Annotated in this window: 13 protein-coding genes; 7 read left to right on the forward strand and 6 right to left on the reverse strand. The window is 69.6% G+C overall.

The window, feature by feature from the left end; genetic code table 11:
• The first annotated feature begins 62 nt into the window (after positions 1 to 62).
• The 6 genes from ACIQMX_RS28260 (at position 63) to ACIQMX_RS28285 (ending at position 7,176) form a co-directional block, all read left to right on the forward strand.
• A complete protein-coding gene (locus ACIQMX_RS28260) occupies positions 63 to 1,367 on the forward strand; it encodes an ABC transporter substrate-binding protein (protein ID WP_402482199.1) in 1,305 nt (434 codons plus the stop codon).
• Positions 1,368 to 1,463: 96 nt separating this feature from the next.
• Positions 1,464 to 2,360 carry a sugar ABC transporter permease gene (locus tag ACIQMX_RS28265; protein WP_363073778.1) on the forward strand — a complete coding sequence of 299 codons (897 nt, stop codon included), beginning with the start codon at positions 1,464 to 1,466 and terminating at the stop codon, positions 2,358 to 2,360.
• Positions 2,361 to 2,368: 8 nt separating this feature from the next.
• On the forward strand, positions 2,369 to 3,316 hold the full coding sequence (locus ACIQMX_RS28270; protein WP_402482404.1) for a carbohydrate ABC transporter permease: 948 nt from the start codon (positions 2,369 to 2,371) through the stop codon (positions 3,314 to 3,316).
• A gap of 62 nt (positions 3,317 to 3,378) precedes the next feature.
• Positions 3,379 to 4,350: a hydroxyacid dehydrogenase gene (locus tag ACIQMX_RS28275; RefSeq protein WP_363073858.1), complete on the forward strand. Its 972-nt coding sequence runs from the start codon at positions 3,379 to 3,381 to the stop codon at positions 4,348 to 4,350.
• A gap of 89 nt (positions 4,351 to 4,439) precedes the next feature.
• Positions 4,440 to 5,111 (forward strand): ThuA domain-containing protein, encoded by a 672-nt coding sequence (locus tag ACIQMX_RS28280; RefSeq protein ID WP_363073780.1) that lies wholly within the window; start codon positions 4,440 to 4,442, stop codon positions 5,109 to 5,111.
• A gap of 76 nt (positions 5,112 to 5,187) precedes the next feature.
• The gene (locus ACIQMX_RS28285; RefSeq protein WP_363073782.1) at positions 5,188 to 7,176 is read left to right on the forward strand and encodes a hypothetical protein; all 1,989 of its coding nucleotides are present in this window, start codon (positions 5,188 to 5,190) and stop codon (positions 7,174 to 7,176) included.
• A gap of 72 nt (positions 7,177 to 7,248) precedes the next feature.
• Here ACIQMX_RS28285 and ACIQMX_RS28290 read toward each other — a convergent pair whose 3' ends face one another.
• The 5 genes from ACIQMX_RS28290 to ACIQMX_RS28310 form a co-directional block, all read right to left on the reverse strand.
• Entirely contained in the window at positions 7,249 to 7,698 is a 450-nt protein-coding gene (locus tag ACIQMX_RS28290; protein WP_402482202.1) for a MarR family winged helix-turn-helix transcriptional regulator, read from the reverse strand.
• 164 nt (positions 7,699 to 7,862) lie between these two features.
• Positions 7,863 to 8,735: a fumarylacetoacetate hydrolase family protein gene (locus ACIQMX_RS28295; protein ID WP_402482204.1), complete on the reverse strand. Its 873-nt coding sequence runs from the start codon at positions 8,733 to 8,735 to the stop codon at positions 7,863 to 7,865.
• A 55-nt stretch (positions 8,736 to 8,790) separates the two neighbouring features.
• Complete coding sequence (locus ACIQMX_RS28300) at positions 8,791 to 9,831, reverse strand: cupin domain-containing protein (RefSeq protein ID WP_363073788.1); 1,041 nt, start codon at positions 9,829 to 9,831, stop codon at positions 8,791 to 8,793.
• Between the two features lie 15 nt (positions 9,832 to 9,846).
• On the reverse strand, positions 9,847 to 11,067 hold the full coding sequence (locus tag ACIQMX_RS28305) for an FAD-dependent monooxygenase (protein WP_402482207.1): 1,221 nt from the start codon (positions 11,065 to 11,067) through the stop codon (positions 9,847 to 9,849).
• Between the two features lie 222 nt (positions 11,068 to 11,289).
• The gene (locus tag ACIQMX_RS28310; protein WP_363073792.1) at positions 11,290 to 12,054 is read right to left on the reverse strand and encodes an SDR family oxidoreductase; all 765 of its coding nucleotides are present in this window, start codon (positions 12,052 to 12,054) and stop codon (positions 11,290 to 11,292) included.
• A gap of 123 nt (positions 12,055 to 12,177) precedes the next feature.
• On the opposite strand from ACIQMX_RS28310, the gene ACIQMX_RS28315 reads away from it, so the two are divergent.
• Complete coding sequence (locus tag ACIQMX_RS28315) at positions 12,178 to 13,107, forward strand: LysR family transcriptional regulator (protein ID WP_363073794.1); 930 nt, start codon at positions 12,178 to 12,180, stop codon at positions 13,105 to 13,107.
• Between the two features lie 270 nt (positions 13,108 to 13,377).
• Here the strand turns inward: ACIQMX_RS28315 and ACIQMX_RS28320 are convergent, their stop codons facing one another.
• Positions 13,378 to 14,427 (reverse strand): LacI family DNA-binding transcriptional regulator, encoded by a 1,050-nt coding sequence (locus ACIQMX_RS28320; protein ID WP_402482210.1) that lies wholly within the window; start codon positions 14,425 to 14,427, stop codon positions 13,378 to 13,380.
• Positions 14,428 to 14,669: the final 242 nt, after the last annotated feature.

Below are 14,669 nucleotides of genomic sequence, written 5' to 3' on the forward strand. Positions count from 1 at the left end.
ACGCGCTGTCGTACGTAACGAATGATTGCGGTGACACCCAAGCAAACGATCGGTGGCACATCATGTTTCGTAGACGACTGACAGCGCTGGTCTGCTCCGTCGCAGCAATCGGCCTTCTCGCCACGGGATGTGGAGACTCGGGCAGCGGGACTTCCACGGCGCAGGAGGGCACCGGAGAGGTCACCTTCTGGTCCTTCGTCAAGGGCTCCGACGAAGTGGCGAAGGCCTTCAACCGGACTCACCCGGACATCAAGGTGACGTTCGAAGCGGTGCCCTCGGGCCAGGAGTACTACTCCAAGCTCACGAACGCCGTGAAGGCCGGCACCGCCCCGGACGCCGCGGTCGTCGAGTACCCGCAGCTGCCGGAGTTCGCCACCCAGGGCAAGCTGGAGACCCTGACCGATTCGCTCGGGCCCCTGGTCAAGGACCATTTTCCGCAGTCCGTACGGCAGTTGGTCGAGCTCGGGGGCCAGACGTGGGGCGTGCCCCGGGATGCGGCTCCGCTGATGCTGTACTACCGCAAGGACTTCTTCAAGAGTCACGGGATAGCCGTCCCCACGACGTGGGACGCGTACCGGAACATGACCGCGCAGGTGAAGAAGGCGGACCCCGAGGCCCGCGGCGGGGTTCTCTACACCGACAACCCGGGACTGCTCACCGCCCTCGCCTGGCAGGCCGGTTCGCAGTGGTTCGGCACCCGGAAGGATTCCTGGAAGGTGTCGATGGACGACGCTCCTTCCCGGAAGGTCGCCGACTACTGGGGTGACCTCGCGCGGAAGGACCTCGTCACCTCGGTGAGCTCGCTCGACCCGTTCTGGACGAGCGTCCAGCAGAGCCGGACCGTCGCCTACGTCTGCGCGAGCTGGTGTGCGGGAGCGCAGCAGGCGACCGTCGCCGACCAGAAGGGCAAGTGGTCGGTCGCCCCGGTGCCCACCTGGGACGGCAAGCCGGCCTCGGCCATGTACGGCGGCTCCTCGTTCGTCATCCCCAAGGGCGCCAAGAACAGTGCCGCCGCGGCGGAGTTCATCCGGTGGATCACCACCGATCCCGCGGGTATGAAGGCGTGGGTCGCCTCCGGGACCAGCAGCATGTTCCCCGCCGACCCCGAGCTCGTGCCCGTCACCAAGGCCGCTTTCCCCACCGCCTACTTCGGGGGCCAGGACGTGTACGCCCTGGGCGCCAGGTCCTACGCGGCGGTCCGGCCCGGCTGGACGTGGGGCCCCGTGATGGGGACCACGAACACGGCCATCGTCGATCAGCTGTCCAAGGTCGCCCAGGGCGAGGCGAAGCTCTTCGACGTCCTCACCGGATCCCAGCAGGCGACCGTGAAGGACATGGAGCGGCGCGGGATGAAGGTCGCCCCGTAGTACCCGCATCCCGGTGAGCCGATGCCCGCGCCGCAGACCGAGGCCGGCATCGGCTCCCGCCCCGACGCTTCCCGCTCCCATCGAGAAAGGCCCGGTATGACAACTCCGTCAGCCCGCGCCCAGCGCCGCACCGCCACACTGCTCCTGGCCCCCTTCTTCCTCCTCTTCGCCGCCGTCACCCTCGCCCCGCTCGTCTACGCGGGCTGGATGAGCCTGTTCACCACCCACACCTCCGGCCTCGGCTTCGGTGGAACGGAAGAGGTCTTCGCCGGACTGGACAACTACGTACGCGCGTTGGCGGACCCGGCCTTCCGCGGCGGATTCCTCACCATCGCCGCGTACGTCGCGATCTACATTCCGGTGATGATCGGCGGGGCGCTCGTCCTCGCCCTGCTGCTGGACTCGGCACTGACCAGGGCGCGTACCTTCTTCCAACTGGCGCTGTTCCTCCCGCACGCTGTGCCCGGACTGATCGCGGCACTCATCTGGGTCTACCTGTACACACCCGGACTCAGCCCGGTGATCGACTTCCTCGGCGCCGGCGGCTTCGACATCGACTTCCTCTCGGCCGACAACGCGGTCCTCTCCGCGGCGAACATCGCCGTCTGGGAGTGGATCGGCTACAACATGGTCATCTTCTACGCCGCCCTCCAGGCGGTGCCGACCGAGGCCCTGGACGCGGCGAAGATCGACGGTGCCGGGCAGATCCGTACCGCCCTGTCGATCAAGGTGCCGATGATCCGCCCGGCCATCGCCCTGGCCGTGCTGTTCACCGTGATCGGTTCGGTCCAGCTCTTCACCGAACCGAAGGTCATCTACAGCGCCTCCAGTTCGATCGGCAGCAGCTGGACACCCAACATGTTCGTCCAGACGGCCGCCTTCACCCACAACGACTTCGGACTGGCGGCAGCGGCCTCGCTGCTCATCGCGCTGTTCGCCGCGCTGCTGTCGTTCCTCGTCACCCGCTTTTCGCGCAGCAGGAGCAAGCCGTGACCAAGACGATGACACGAGTCGCCCCCGCCGGCCCCGGTCCGGCCCCGGAGCGGACGGACCGGAGCGGGCCGGACAGGAGCCGTCCGGGCCGGCGGGGCACCGGAAACCGTCCGTCGGTCCTGCTGTCCAGAGCCGGTGTGACCGCGATGCTGGGTCTCGCCGCCCTCTACACGCTCCTGCCGATGCTCTGGCTGGTCCTCTCGTCCACCAAGAGCCGCCAGGACCTGTTCGCCACCAACGGTTTCGCCCCGGGCAAGGACTTCGCGCTCCTCGACAACCTCAGGTACCTCTTCGAGGCCGACAACGGGATCTTCCTGCGCTGGCTGCTCAACACGGTCCTGTACGCCGGTGTCGGCTCGCTGCTGGCGACGGTGTTCAGCGTGGCCGCCGGGTACGCGTTCGACAAACTGGACTTCCCCGGCAAGGAGAAGTTCTTCTCCTTCGTCCTGCTGGGCGTGATGGTGCCCGGAACCGCGATGGCGATCCCGCTCTACCTGATCGCTGCCGAGGCCGGTCTGGTGAACACCTTCTGGGGCGTTTTCATCCCCGGCCTCGTGTTCCCGTTCGGGGTCTACCTGGCCCGCGTCTTCAGCGCCTCGTACATCCCCAACGAGGTCCTCGAGGCTGCCCGGGTGGACGGGGCGGGCGAGTTCCGGACCTTCTGCAGGATCGCCCTGCCCATGATCGCGCCGGGCTTCGTGACCATCTTCCTCTTCCAGTTCACCCAGATCTGGAACAGCTTCTTCCTTCCCCTGGTGATGCTGTCCGACAAGGACCTCTTCCCGGTCAACCTCGGGTTGTACGTCTGGTACTCCTCCGCACTCTCCCAGGGGCACCCGCAGGACTACCTCCTGGCCATCGTCGGATCGCTGGTCTCCGTGGTCCCGCTGGTCGTCCTCTTCCTGATGCTCCAACGGTTCTGGAAGTCCGGCATGACCGCCGGCGCCGTCAAGTAGGCCATCGCTCCCGAGGATCCCCCATGCCATCCACTCCGCCCCGCCCGCGTGCCCTGTTCGCGATGGGCCGCCGCCACCGGGACGCCCTCTTCCCGCGTGCCGCGATCGAACGCCTGACCGGTCTTGTCGACATCGAACCCCATGTCGTCGCCGAGGACTTCGACCAGGTACCCGGCCTGGAAGCTGTCGAGATCCTGATCACCTCCTGGGGATGCCGCCCGCTCGACGACACCGTGCTGGCCCGCATGCCGGCGCTCAAGGCAGTCGTCCACGCCGCGGGAAGCGTCAAACACCACGTGACGGAAGCCTGCTGGGACCGCGGACTCCTCGTCTCCACGGCGGCCGCGGCCAACGCCGTACCCGTCGCCGAATACACGCTCGCCGCCATCCTCTTCGCCAACAAGCGCGTCCTGGAGATCGGCGGGCTCTACCGCAGGCACCGGAACACCCTGGACTGGGCGGCTCGATTCCCCGGATTCGGCAACTACCGCAGGACGGTCGGCCTGGTCGGCGCGTCCCTCGTGGGACGCAGGGTGCTGGAGCTGCTCCGGCCCCACGACGTCGACATCCTGCTGGCCGATCCCCACCTCGATCCCGGGACGGCCCGTGCGATGGGCGCCCGGCTCGTCGAGCTCGACGAGCTGCTGGCCGTCTGTGACGTCGTCTCGCTGCACGCGCCCGCGCTGCCCGAGACGTACCACCTGCTGGATGCCCGCAGGCTGTCGCTCCTGCGGGACGGCGCCACCCTCGTCAACACGGGGCGCGGCTGCCTCGTGGACACCGAGGCCCTCACCGCGGAGGCGTCCTCGGGACGCATCCACGCAGTCCTCGACGTCACCGAACCCGAGGTGCTGCCGGCGGCCTCACCGCTGTACTCGCTGCCGAACGTGCTGCTGACCCCGCACATCGCCGGCTCGCTCGGCGGCGAGCTCATGCGCATCACCCGCAGCGCCCTGGACGAGGTCGAACGCTACTGCGCGGGGCGGGAGTTCGCGTACCCCGTGAACCGAGCGGCCCTGACCACCTCGGCCTGAGCAGCAAACGGGCGGCTGTCCTGCCGCCCGCCATGTGAGTGAACCGACCACCGCGACCACGCCGGCGCGGCTGAACCCGGAGGGCCAGCATGCACCCGACCGACCGGCTGCGGGACGTTCTCGTCTTCACCCGCACCACGGCCTACCGCCACGACTCGATCCCCGCCGGGCAGGCGGCCCTGCGTGAGCTGGGGCAGGACCACGGCTTCACCGTGGAGACCTCCGAGGATCCCTCGGTCTTCACCGACGCATCGCTGGCGGGGCGCAGCGCGGTGGTCTTCCTGTCCACCAGCGGCGACGTGCTCACCCCGGACGGGCGAGCGGCGCTGCGGCGCCGGACATCGGCCGGCGGCGGGTTCATGGGCATCCATTCCGCCGCGTGCACCGAGTACGACTGGCCGTACTACGGGGAGTTGCTCGGCGCACGCTTCGCCGGCCACCCCGAATTCCAGCCCGGCACCGTGCTGGTCGAGGACCGGAGCCATCCGGCGATGCGCCATCTGCCGCCGCGGTGGGACTGGAACGACGAGTGGTACGACTTCCGCAGCAGCCCGCGGCGCCCCGGCGTGCAGGTCCTCGCCACCATCGACGAAGCCGGCTACCGGGGAGGCGGCATGGGCGCCGATCACCCCCTGGTGTGGTGCCGGGAGTCCGGAGACGGCCGCTCGTTCTACACGTCGCTGGGACACGCGGACAACGCCTACACCGACCCGGCCTTCCGCGCCCACCTCCTGGGAGGCCTGCGCTGGACCGCGGGCTGAACCCCGTCCCACCACGGGGAAGGCCGCGCGCATTCCCCGTACGCATCCTCAGCAACCGACGAAGGAGCACATCACCATGTCAGACGGATCGATCACCCGACGCCAGATGATGCAGTGGGGGGCCGCCGGCGCGGGTGCACTGGCCGTCGCCGGCCTGCCCGCGACCGACGCCCTGGCGGCGCCGGGTTCAGGGGTGCGGGTCACGGACCTCGGTCCCGGAGTGAACAACTTCTCTCTCGCCGCTGCCATTCCGGTGGGAGACAAGGCGTACATCGCCTCGCGCAACATCGACCCGATGCGGATCATCGGCTTCGACTTCGGCACCGGGAAGGTCATCAGTGTCACCGAGGGGCCCGGGATCAGCACACAGCTGCTCGCCGTCGACCCGGACGGCCGTTATCTGTACGCGGCGGTCCGGGAGTACGACGCAGCCCCGGGCCCGGGCTTCATCCGGCTCGATCTCTCCGCGCCCGGCGCGCCCAAGGAGGACCTCCACCCGATCCCCGGCCTCGATCCGTACGCGATCAGCGCCTCGCCGGACAACAAGATCTTCTTCGGCGGACGTGAGTCCCGGCCCAAGCTGCGCCAGTACGACCCGGCCACCGGTGAGCTCACCGAGATCGCGATCCCCGATCCGGACGTGCCGATGATCCGCTGCCTGCTGGCGACACAGGACAAGATCTACATCGGCACCGGTGCCTCGCTCGGCGCCACCCCGGCGAGCACCAAGGCCGGACTCTTCGTCATGGACCGGGCCACGAAGAAGATCACATCGATCCTGCCGAAGGAGTTCGCGGGGCAGGTGGAGGTCCGTGACGTCGCGCTCTACGACGGCACGCTCTACGTGTGCTCGACCACCGACGAAGGCGCGGCGGTCGCCGTCATGGACGCCGGCGACCCGGCCCGGTACACACTCGTGCAGAGTGCGCAGCACTTCCTCCGGCTGCCGCGCAAACTCGGCGACAGGATGTACTTCAACGGCGCCGCGCTGATCGAACTGACACTGAGCACCGGTACGTTCCGCGAGATCAAGCCCAAGGACGGCGATTTCGGCGAGATCTGGGGCCTGTGGATCCGCGACGGCAAGGTGATCGTCGTCTCGGCCTTCGGCCTGATCTTCGAGGTCGATCCGAGCACGGGCGCGGACACCTCGTGGGACCTGATCGAGGCGGGCGCCCCGATCGGGCCCCAGCTGGCGATGTCGATAGCCGCCGACACGCACAACGTGTACGTGGGCGGGACGAACGCGGTGGCACGGCACGACCAGCGCACCGGGAAACAGAGCAGGGTACTGGCGACGAGCGAGGCCAAGGACATCCTGCTGCACCGGGGCACCGCCCACTTCGCCCAGTACAACGCGATCGGACTCCTCGCGTACAACCCGCACACCGACGACGAGTGGGCCCGCAAGCTGGCCGATCTGCCGCCGGAGCAGAACCGCCCGCACCAGATCGTCTGGGACGACCGGCACCGGCTGATGCTGATCGGACTGCAGTCCGACTACGCGTTGGGCGGGTCGCTGATGACGTTCGACCCGAGGAGCGGCGCCACCACGGTCGCCGTCAACCCGATCGACGACGACCAGATGGTCCGCGCGGTCGTCGCGCACGACGGCGTGGCCTATCTCGGTGGCCAGAACGTCGCCTCCACCGCCGGCACCCTGGTCGCGTGGGACCCCGTCCGGAAGCGGGAGCTGTGGCGGATGACGCCGCAGTCCAGGCCCACCGGGATCACCGGCCTCACCGTGCTCGGCCATCACCTGTACGTGATGTGTTACCGGGGCGACTTCTTCGTGATCGACCTGCGCACCCGGAAGGTGATCCACGCAGCCCACCACGGCCCGGTGGTGCCGAACTACGGGACGCTGCTCGCCGATCGGGGGTACGTCTACGGGGCGTCGAGCTCGGACTTCGTCCGCTACGACCCGAAGACGTTCGCCCGCACCGACCTGGTCGCGCTCGACGCCGACTGGTACGGAATCCCGCGAGCCGCGGTGGACGAGCGCGGCAGGTTCTACGCCATCCGCGAGCGCCATCTGATCCGGATCGACGTCAGCCGCTGCTGAGCGACGCGTGAGGACCTGAGGACGGCGCACGGGGAGCCGTCACGGTGTCGAGCGGATGGTCACCGTGACGGCTCAGGTGTCGCCGTGGAGCGCCCCGTCGTTCAGCGAAGCCAGCCTGGTGAGAACGTCGACGGCCACGGCCCGTTCATCCGGGGGAAGCGAGCCCAGGAGCAGTTCGTTGATCCGTTCGGCCGGGGCGATGAGGGAGTCGAGCAGTTCGGCTCCCTCACCGGTGAGCGCCAGCAGGGTCCGCCGGCGGTCGGCTTCGTCGCGCTCCTGACTCACCAGGTTCAGGTCGATGAGACGGCGGACCATGTGGTTCACGGTGGACCGGTCGAGCGAGGTCCGGCGCCCGAGCGTCCGCTGATCGATGCCGGGGTCCCTGCTGAGAGCATTGAGAATGGCGAACTTCTGGGACGTGATCTCCCGGGACACGTGCTCGCTCCACAGCGCCGTGTGCACCTGTTCGGCCCGCCTGATCAGATGGCCGATGTAGTTGGGCAGCTCCAGTGCGCGCGCCACAGTGCTCCGTCCATCCGTCGTCGAGGTGGTGCCGGCGAAGGAGAACCGGCTGGTGCAAGGAGTCTAGGGAGTGTCCGCGAGGTGGCGTCGTCCGCCCGGAGCGCCGGACGGGACTTCGCGGACACGACCTGGGACAGCGCGCCACCACCGTGCGCTGTCCTGCCTCAGCGGCCCCGGCGTCCCGGGCGCCGTGCGTAGGGCACCGCTCGCGACCCGTCGACGCCCACTTCCAGACGGCCGACCCGCTCGATGTCCAGGACCACGCGGTCGCCGTGACCGAGCGGCCCCACCCCCGCCGGGGTTCCGGTCGCGATCACGTCGCCCGGGTGCAGGGTCATGACGGACGAGGCGTAGGCGATCAGTTCGCGGACGCCGAAGATCAGATCGGCGGTGTTGGTGCGCTGCCGGGTGGTGGCGCCGACGTCGCAGCGCAGCCCGAGCGAGTCGGGGTCGGGGATCTCGTCCGCGGTGACGATCCAGGGCCCGATCGGTGTGAACGTGTCGAACGACTTGCGGGTGGAGCGGTCCTCGCCGGAGCGCACGGTGATGTCCAGGACACAGGTGTAGCCGAAGACGTGGTCCAGTGCCTCGTCCGCGCCGACGTGGTGGGCGGTACGTCCGATGACGACGCCCAGTTCGCCCTCCTGGTCGGTGCGCCTGTCGGTGTAGGGCAGGACGATGTCCTGGCCCGGGCCGATGACGGAGGAGTTGGCCTTGAGGAACACGCCGAGGTCGGCGACCGAGGTGGTGTACTCCATCTCGGCCTTGTGGTCGAGGTAGTTGACCGGCGCACCGATGATCTTGCCCGGCCGGGGCAGCGGGGCCGCCAGGACGGCATCGCTGAGCGGGATACGTGCGAGGCCGGTGAGAGCGGCGGGTCCGGTCTCTGCCGCCCCGCCACGGGCGACGTTCTCTATGTGCCGGTGCAGCGCACCTGCCGCACCGGGGTCACCGGTGGTGAGGTGCTCCGTGACGTCGACCAGGTTGTCGCCGTCGACGATTCCGAGTCGTCCGTCATCGAACAGGGCCAGGCGCATGGTGGACTCCTTGAGAAGCGCGAGGAAATGCGGGGGCAGCGCGGGGGTGGGTGATTCAGACGCCGGCGTCGGCGGCTTCCGTGCGGTAGAGACCGAGCGCGCGCATGACGGGCTCGTCGCTGTACGAGAAGAGGACGGCATCCTTCGACGAGGAGCCGTTCAGATGGCGGTAGGAGGACCAGCCGGGCACGGCGAAGGTGTCGTGCTCGGACCAGTCCAGCCGGACGCCGTCCACGAGCGTGGCGCCCTCGCCGCGGACGACGTGGAAGACGGCGGAGGCCGTGTGCCGGCGGCCGGCTCCCCGGAAACCGGGACGCAGCCGCTGCACGCGGCAGCCGATGGTCGGCATGACCGGGCCGCCGGTCCACGGGTTGGTGTACTCCAGCACGATGCCGTCGACGTCGCTGCCTCGCGCGGTGTCGGCGATGGACGCCAGCGCACGCTCGGTCTCCTGCCAGGTGTAGCGGGTGACGGGGGAGTGGGGGCCGTCCGGTGCGAGCCACACGGGATTGAGCCGGCCGTGGAGGAACTGCCTGCTGCCCTCGTCGTCGGCGCGGGTGACGGGCTGGAGGCGCTGGTGGTACTTCTCGTAGAAGCCGGCTTCCAGGGCGTTGACCAGCGGGTAGTCCAGAGCGTCGAGCCAGATCATGGGCGCGTCACCCTCATGGGTGTGATCGTGCCAGTGCAGGCCGGGCGTCAGCAGGAGATCCCCGGGAGCCATGGACACCCGCTCGCCGTTCACCGTCGTCCACGCACCGCTGCCCTCCAGGATGAACCGGAACGCATTGGAGGTGTGCCGGTGCGCCTGTGCCGTCTCGCCGGGCAGGATCACCTGGAGGCCCGCGTAGAGCGTGTTGACGGTGGCCGGGGGATCGGTGAGGCCGGGGTTGACGAGCATGAGAACCCGCCGCTCGGCCTCTTCCAGGGAGAGGGTCCCGGCGAAGTGCAGCAGATGGGGCCGCAGTTGCTGCCAGCTCCACCGGTAGGGCACGGCCCGGCTCCTGGGCTCGGCGGGGAACAGGTCGCCGTAGAAGCGCCACAGCGGAGCCGCGCCGAGTGCCGGCAGGGCCTGGTAGACGGGATCGTCGGTCGTCATGGTGTCCTCCTGCGGTTACGGGATCGGGGCGGTGACGGCTGCTGGGGCCGGTGTCCAGACCCACGAGACGTCGTCGAAGTCGTCGGGCCCGCGCGAGGCGAAGAGCGCGTTGCGCAGCGTGGCCCCCATGCCTTCGAGGTGACAGATCTCGCCGAAGCGGCGGGCGCCGGTCTGGATGCGTGCCGCCCGTTCGCGGCGCTGACCGGCGTACGCGGCGAAGGCGTCGGCCGGATCGGAGTGCCGGCCCAGAGCCCCGCCGAGCGCGACGGCGTCCTCCAGGGCCTGACAGGCGCCCTGGGCCAGGTACTGCAGCATCGGATGCGCGGCGTCGCCCAGCAGAGCGATCCGTCCGTGCACCCACCGGTCGGTGGGGAGGCGGTCGAACAGGGGCCAGCGCCGGTCCCGCGCGATGAGCGGCAGGGCGTCACGCACGGTCCGGCAGGCCCCGGCGAAGCGCTCCTCCAGCTCGGCCTCCGTGCCCCAGTCGTCCGAGTCCGGCGTGTAGCGGTCGCTCTCGAAGACGGCCACCTGGTTGTAGAGCTCGCCGCGCCGGACCGGGTACTGCACCAGGTGCATCCGCGGCCCGGCCCAGACCATCACGGCCTCGGAGGCGGCGTGCTGCGACATGGGGCCGGTCATCCTGTCCGTGGGAAGGGCGCCGCGGAACGCCACGTAGCGCGAGCAGGCGGGCTCCCCGTCACCGACGAGGGCCCGGCGCAGCCGCGAGTGCAGGCCGTCCGCGGCCACGACCGCGTCGGCGGCCAGTTCCGCGGGGGCCCCGGCGAAGTGCAGACGTACCCCCGAGCCGTCCTGTTCGGCGTGCGTGACCGCGTGCCCGGTGCGCAGCGTGACGGAAGGGTGTTCCCGGCAGGCAGCCAGGAGCGCCGCGTGCAGATCCGTACGGTGGGTGACCAGGTAGGGATGCGTGAAGCGCCGGGTGTACGCCGCACTGCGCAGATCGAGCGAGGTGACCTCGTCCCCGCTCAGCGCGTCCATCATCACGAGCCGGGGCGGGGCGACCGCGGTGTGCCGGACGGCGCCCAGCACCCCCAGGTCGTCGAGTGCCCGGGAGGCGTTGGGGGCGAGCTGGAGTCCGGCGCCGATCTCCGCGAACCGGGCGGCCTGTTCCACCACGGTCACGTGGTGGCCGGCGCGTGCGATCGCCAGTGCGGCGGCCAGGCCCCCGATGCCGCCGCCTACGACGGCGATGCGGTGGGGGGCAGGGTTCAGGGACATAAGGGCCTCCTTGATCGGGGAGTGGAGGACACGCGGTGCGGCGGGCGAGAACTCCGCGCAGTGATCTGTACATCAATCGTTGGTGTACGGATCATATTGCGAGGGTGTTGCCCCGGTGTCAACGATTTCGCGGAGAAGCTCCGCGGTGCTCAGTGTGCAGTCGTGCGTGTGCGTGTGCGTGTGGCGCGAGGATGCCGGTTGCCGCCTCGGCGACAGGTCGTCCTACCCGGACTCGGTGGGGCGCAGTGCGTCGGATACGGACTTCACGCCGCCGTGCGCCGTGAGGCCGCCGTCGACGGGGATCTCGGCGCCGGTGATGAACGACGACCGGTCGGACAGCAGGAAGACCACCAGCGGCGCGACCTCCTCGACGGTTCCGGTCCGCCCCAGCGGAGTTTCGCGCACGTTCGTCTCCCGGAAGGCGGGGGAGGCGGAGGCGGTCATCTCGGTCTCTATGTAGCCGGGATGGATCGTGTTGACGCGGATTCCACGGGGTCCCAGTTCCAGCGCCGCCGTCTTCGACAGGCCTCGCAGGGCCCACTTGCTGGTCGTGTAGGCGACCGGGTAATGAGCGGTGAGGGCCGCCGAGGAACCCACGTTCACGATGGAGGAACCCGGTGGCATCAGGGGCATCAGGTGCTGAATGCCGAGAAGCGGGCCGGTGACGTTGACGGCGTGGACGCGCGCCATGTCCTCGGGTCGCACGTCACCGACGCGGGCGCGCCACGTGACGCCGGCGTTGTTGACCAGTCCGTGCACGTGCCCGTACATCTCCCGCAGCTCTGCCGCGAGTTGGGCCCAGTCCTTCTCGCTGGTGACGTCCAGGCGGCGGCAGCCGCCCACGGGTTCCACGTCGGTCGCGACGACCTGGGCGCCCTCGCGGACCAGAGCGGCGGCCTCGGCCGCACCCTGTCCGCGGGCCGCGCCGGTGACGACGACCACCTTGCCGTGCAGTGTCATGGGGTGCGGTGCGGGTTTCACGGACATGTCCTCCTGGCTGCGGTGTGACTAATCTGGACCCCGCACCAGTGATCAGGGAAATCGATTCTGTGGATGGCTTGCATCCACCCTTTGTATGCCGGTCGGTGCCCTGCCGCAGAGGGAGAACTCGTGAACCTGGCCCGTCTCGATCTGAACCTCGTCGTCGCCCTGCGCGCTCTGCTGGAGGAGCGCAACGTCACCCGTGCCGGTCAGCGCGTCGGGCTGAGCCAGCCCGCGATGAGCGCCGCGCTGGCCCGGCTGCGCCGCCACTTCGACGACGACCTGCTCGCCCGCGTGGGCGGCCACTACGAGCTCACCGCTCTCGGCCAGGTCCTGCTGGCCCGCACCGCCACTGCCTACGAGGTCATGGAACGGCTCTTCGCGAGCCAGGCCGCGTTCGATCCGGTGAGCGAGACGCGCGAGTTCAAGATCGTGGCGTCCGACTACGCGGTCGCCGTGTTCGGCGCGGAACTCGCCCGGGTCGTGCACGAAGAGGCTCCGGGGATCAGGCTCCGCTTCACCCAGACCCCGACCACCGTGGTCGACGAGACGGCCACCCTGCTGAGCACCACCGACGGACTTCTCATGCCGCACGGTGTCATCAGCGACTTCCCCGCCACCGACCTCTACGAGGACCGCTGGGTCTTCCTCGTCGCCGACGGCCACCCGACCGTCGGCGACCGGCTCACCCGGGAGGATCTCGGGCGGCTGCCCTGGGTGACCTACCAGCGGACCTACGACGCCCCGGCGGTCCGTCAGCTCGGCATGCTCGGAATCGAGCCGCGCGTGGAAGTCTCCGTCGACAACTTCCAGCTGCTGCCCATGCTCGTGGAGCGCACCCAGCGCATCACCCTGATCCAGGCGCGCCTCGCCCGCCTCCTCGCCCCGCTTGCCGCGGTCCATGTCGTCGAGCCGCCGTACGAGGCGGTCCCGCTGCGGGAGGCGCTCTGGTGGCATCCCGTGCACACCCACGACGCCGCCCACATCTGGCTCCGTGAGACGACCGCCCGGGTGGGCCGCGGCATGGTCGGCGCACCTGCGGCAGACGCGGGCTTCTGACGGCGTGACCCGCGCCGCCGCCACCGGTCCTTCCGCCGCGACGCCATCCACGGCCCGGATCACCGCGATCGGGAACCCGGATGGCGTCGGGGCTGGTCAACGCGGCGCGCGGGCACGCACAGTTGGTGGCATGAGACACCTCGCCGGCCCCGCGCCGCCAGGAAGCGATCCTGCCGTACCGCCCCCTTCCCCGACCGGACCCGGCGGCGTGCCGCGACAGCAGGCGCGCCTGCTGCGTCCCTGGATCAGGGGCTGTCCGCCGGCCGGCCCCTACTCCGTACGCGGGGAGGCAGTGCTGCCGCGGACCACCAGCCTCGGTGTCATGGAGGTCTGCATGGCTCTGTCCCGGCGGCCTTCCACGCGCTCGATCAGCATGCGCGCGGCGGACGAGCCCATGGTGTGCCCGGCCTGGTCGACGCTCGTGAGCTGGACGGGGGCCAGGGCGGCGAGCGCGGTGTTGTTGTAACCGACGAGCGAGAGGTCGTCGGGGATGCGCAGGCCGAGTTCGTGGGCCGCACGGTAGATGCCCAGTGCCGCGACGTCGGCGCCCGTCATGATGGCGGTCGGCCGCCGTTCCCCGGTCAGCAGGGTCATGCCCGCCTTGAAGCCGCCGTCGTCGGAGTACGCGGCGTGATGCACGCACAGGTGTCCGGAGAGGCCGTGCCGTTCCATGGCTGCCCGGTATCCGCCGGTCAGAACGGTCTCGGGGGTGCGTTTCCACTGGTTGGCCCGGGTGCCCGGCGCGGAGACCAGGGCGATGTTCCGGTGGCCGAGCGACACCAGATGATCCACGACCAGTCCCGCGCCGGTGTCATCGTCGTCGACCACGGAGTCGTGGGTGTCGGCGCTGTCGTGGTGGCCGATGACCACGGTGGGCGTGGCCGCGGCCGTTGCCAGCACCTCGGCGCGCGGGGTCCCCGGAGCGATGAGGATCAATCCGTCCATCTGGCGGTCGACCAGCGCCCGGATGGTTTTGGCCTGTTCCCCGGGATCGAAACCGGCCGCACCGATCAGCACCGTGTACTCGCCGTGGCGCAGCTCCTCCTGGATGCCGTCGAGGATGTCCGCGAAGAAGGCGTTGCGGACGTTGTCCAGGAGGACCCCGATGGTGTAGGTCCGTCCCCGCATCCCGCGTGCCGCCGCGTGCGGACGGTAGTCCAGTTCGGCGATGGCTGCCCGGACCTTCTCCTGCATGGCCGGGCTCACGCCGTAGGCGTTGCGCATCACCTTGGACACCGCGGCCACCGACACGCCGGCGTGCCGGGCCACATCCGTGATGGTCACCCGTTTGTTCTGCTTGCCCGCAGCAGGCCCGCCCATCGTCAGTACTCCGCTTCTGTGTGGTTGTTGGTGTAACGGTCTACATGATGATGCCTGAGTTGCCTCAAGGATACCGCCGCATTGCCTGTGTTACAGCTCCGTGTCTTGACGGATCAAACAGAGCGGTGCAGGGTGTTGCCCACTTCGTTGTGGAGAACGTTATACGCGAATCTCCGTGCGGCCGGATCCGCTGTTCCGTCGTGGCCGCTCCCCGTTCTCCGCTCCTCTCTCAAAGACCTCCG

Source organism: Streptomyces sp. NPDC091416, from assembly GCF_044756845.1.
Taxonomy (GTDB): Bacteria; Actinomycetota; Actinomycetes; order Streptomycetales; family Streptomycetaceae; genus Streptomyces.

Bases quoted from the DNA above. Each gene is read 5' to 3' on its own strand.
- ACIQMX_RS28260 (WP_402482199.1), top strand. From the start codon at position 63: ATGTTTCGTAGACGACTGACAGCGCTGGTCTGCTCCGTCGCAGCAATC.
- ACIQMX_RS28265 (WP_363073778.1), top strand. From the start codon at position 1,464: ATGACAACTCCGTCAGCCCGCGCCCAGCGCCGCACCGCCACACTGCTC.
- ACIQMX_RS28270 (WP_402482404.1), top strand. From the start codon at position 2,369: ATGACACGAGTCGCCCCCGCCGGCCCCGGTCCGGCCCCGGAGCGGACG.
- ACIQMX_RS28275 (WP_363073858.1), top strand. From the start codon at position 3,379: ATGGGCCGCCGCCACCGGGACGCCCTCTTCCCGCGTGCCGCGATCGAA.
- ACIQMX_RS28280 (WP_363073780.1), top strand. From the start codon at position 4,440: ATGCACCCGACCGACCGGCTGCGGGACGTTCTCGTCTTCACCCGCACC.
- ACIQMX_RS28285 (WP_363073782.1), top strand. From the start codon at position 5,188: ATGTCAGACGGATCGATCACCCGACGCCAGATGATGCAGTGGGGGGCC.
- ACIQMX_RS28295 (WP_402482204.1), bottom strand. From the start codon at position 8,735: ATGCGCCTGGCCCTGTTCGATGACGGACGACTCGGAATCGTCGACGGC.
- ACIQMX_RS28300 (WP_363073788.1), bottom strand. From the start codon at position 9,831: ATGACGACCGACGATCCCGTCTACCAGGCCCTGCCGGCACTCGGCGCG.
- ACIQMX_RS28305 (WP_402482207.1), bottom strand. From the start codon at position 11,067: ATGTCCCTGAACCCTGCCCCCCACCGCATCGCCGTCGTAGGCGGCGGC.
- ACIQMX_RS28310 (WP_363073792.1), bottom strand. From the start codon at position 12,054: ATGTCCGTGAAACCCGCACCGCACCCCATGACACTGCACGGCAAGGTG.
- ACIQMX_RS28320 (WP_402482210.1), bottom strand. From the start codon at position 14,427: ATGGGCGGGCCTGCTGCGGGCAAGCAGAACAAACGGGTGACCATCACG.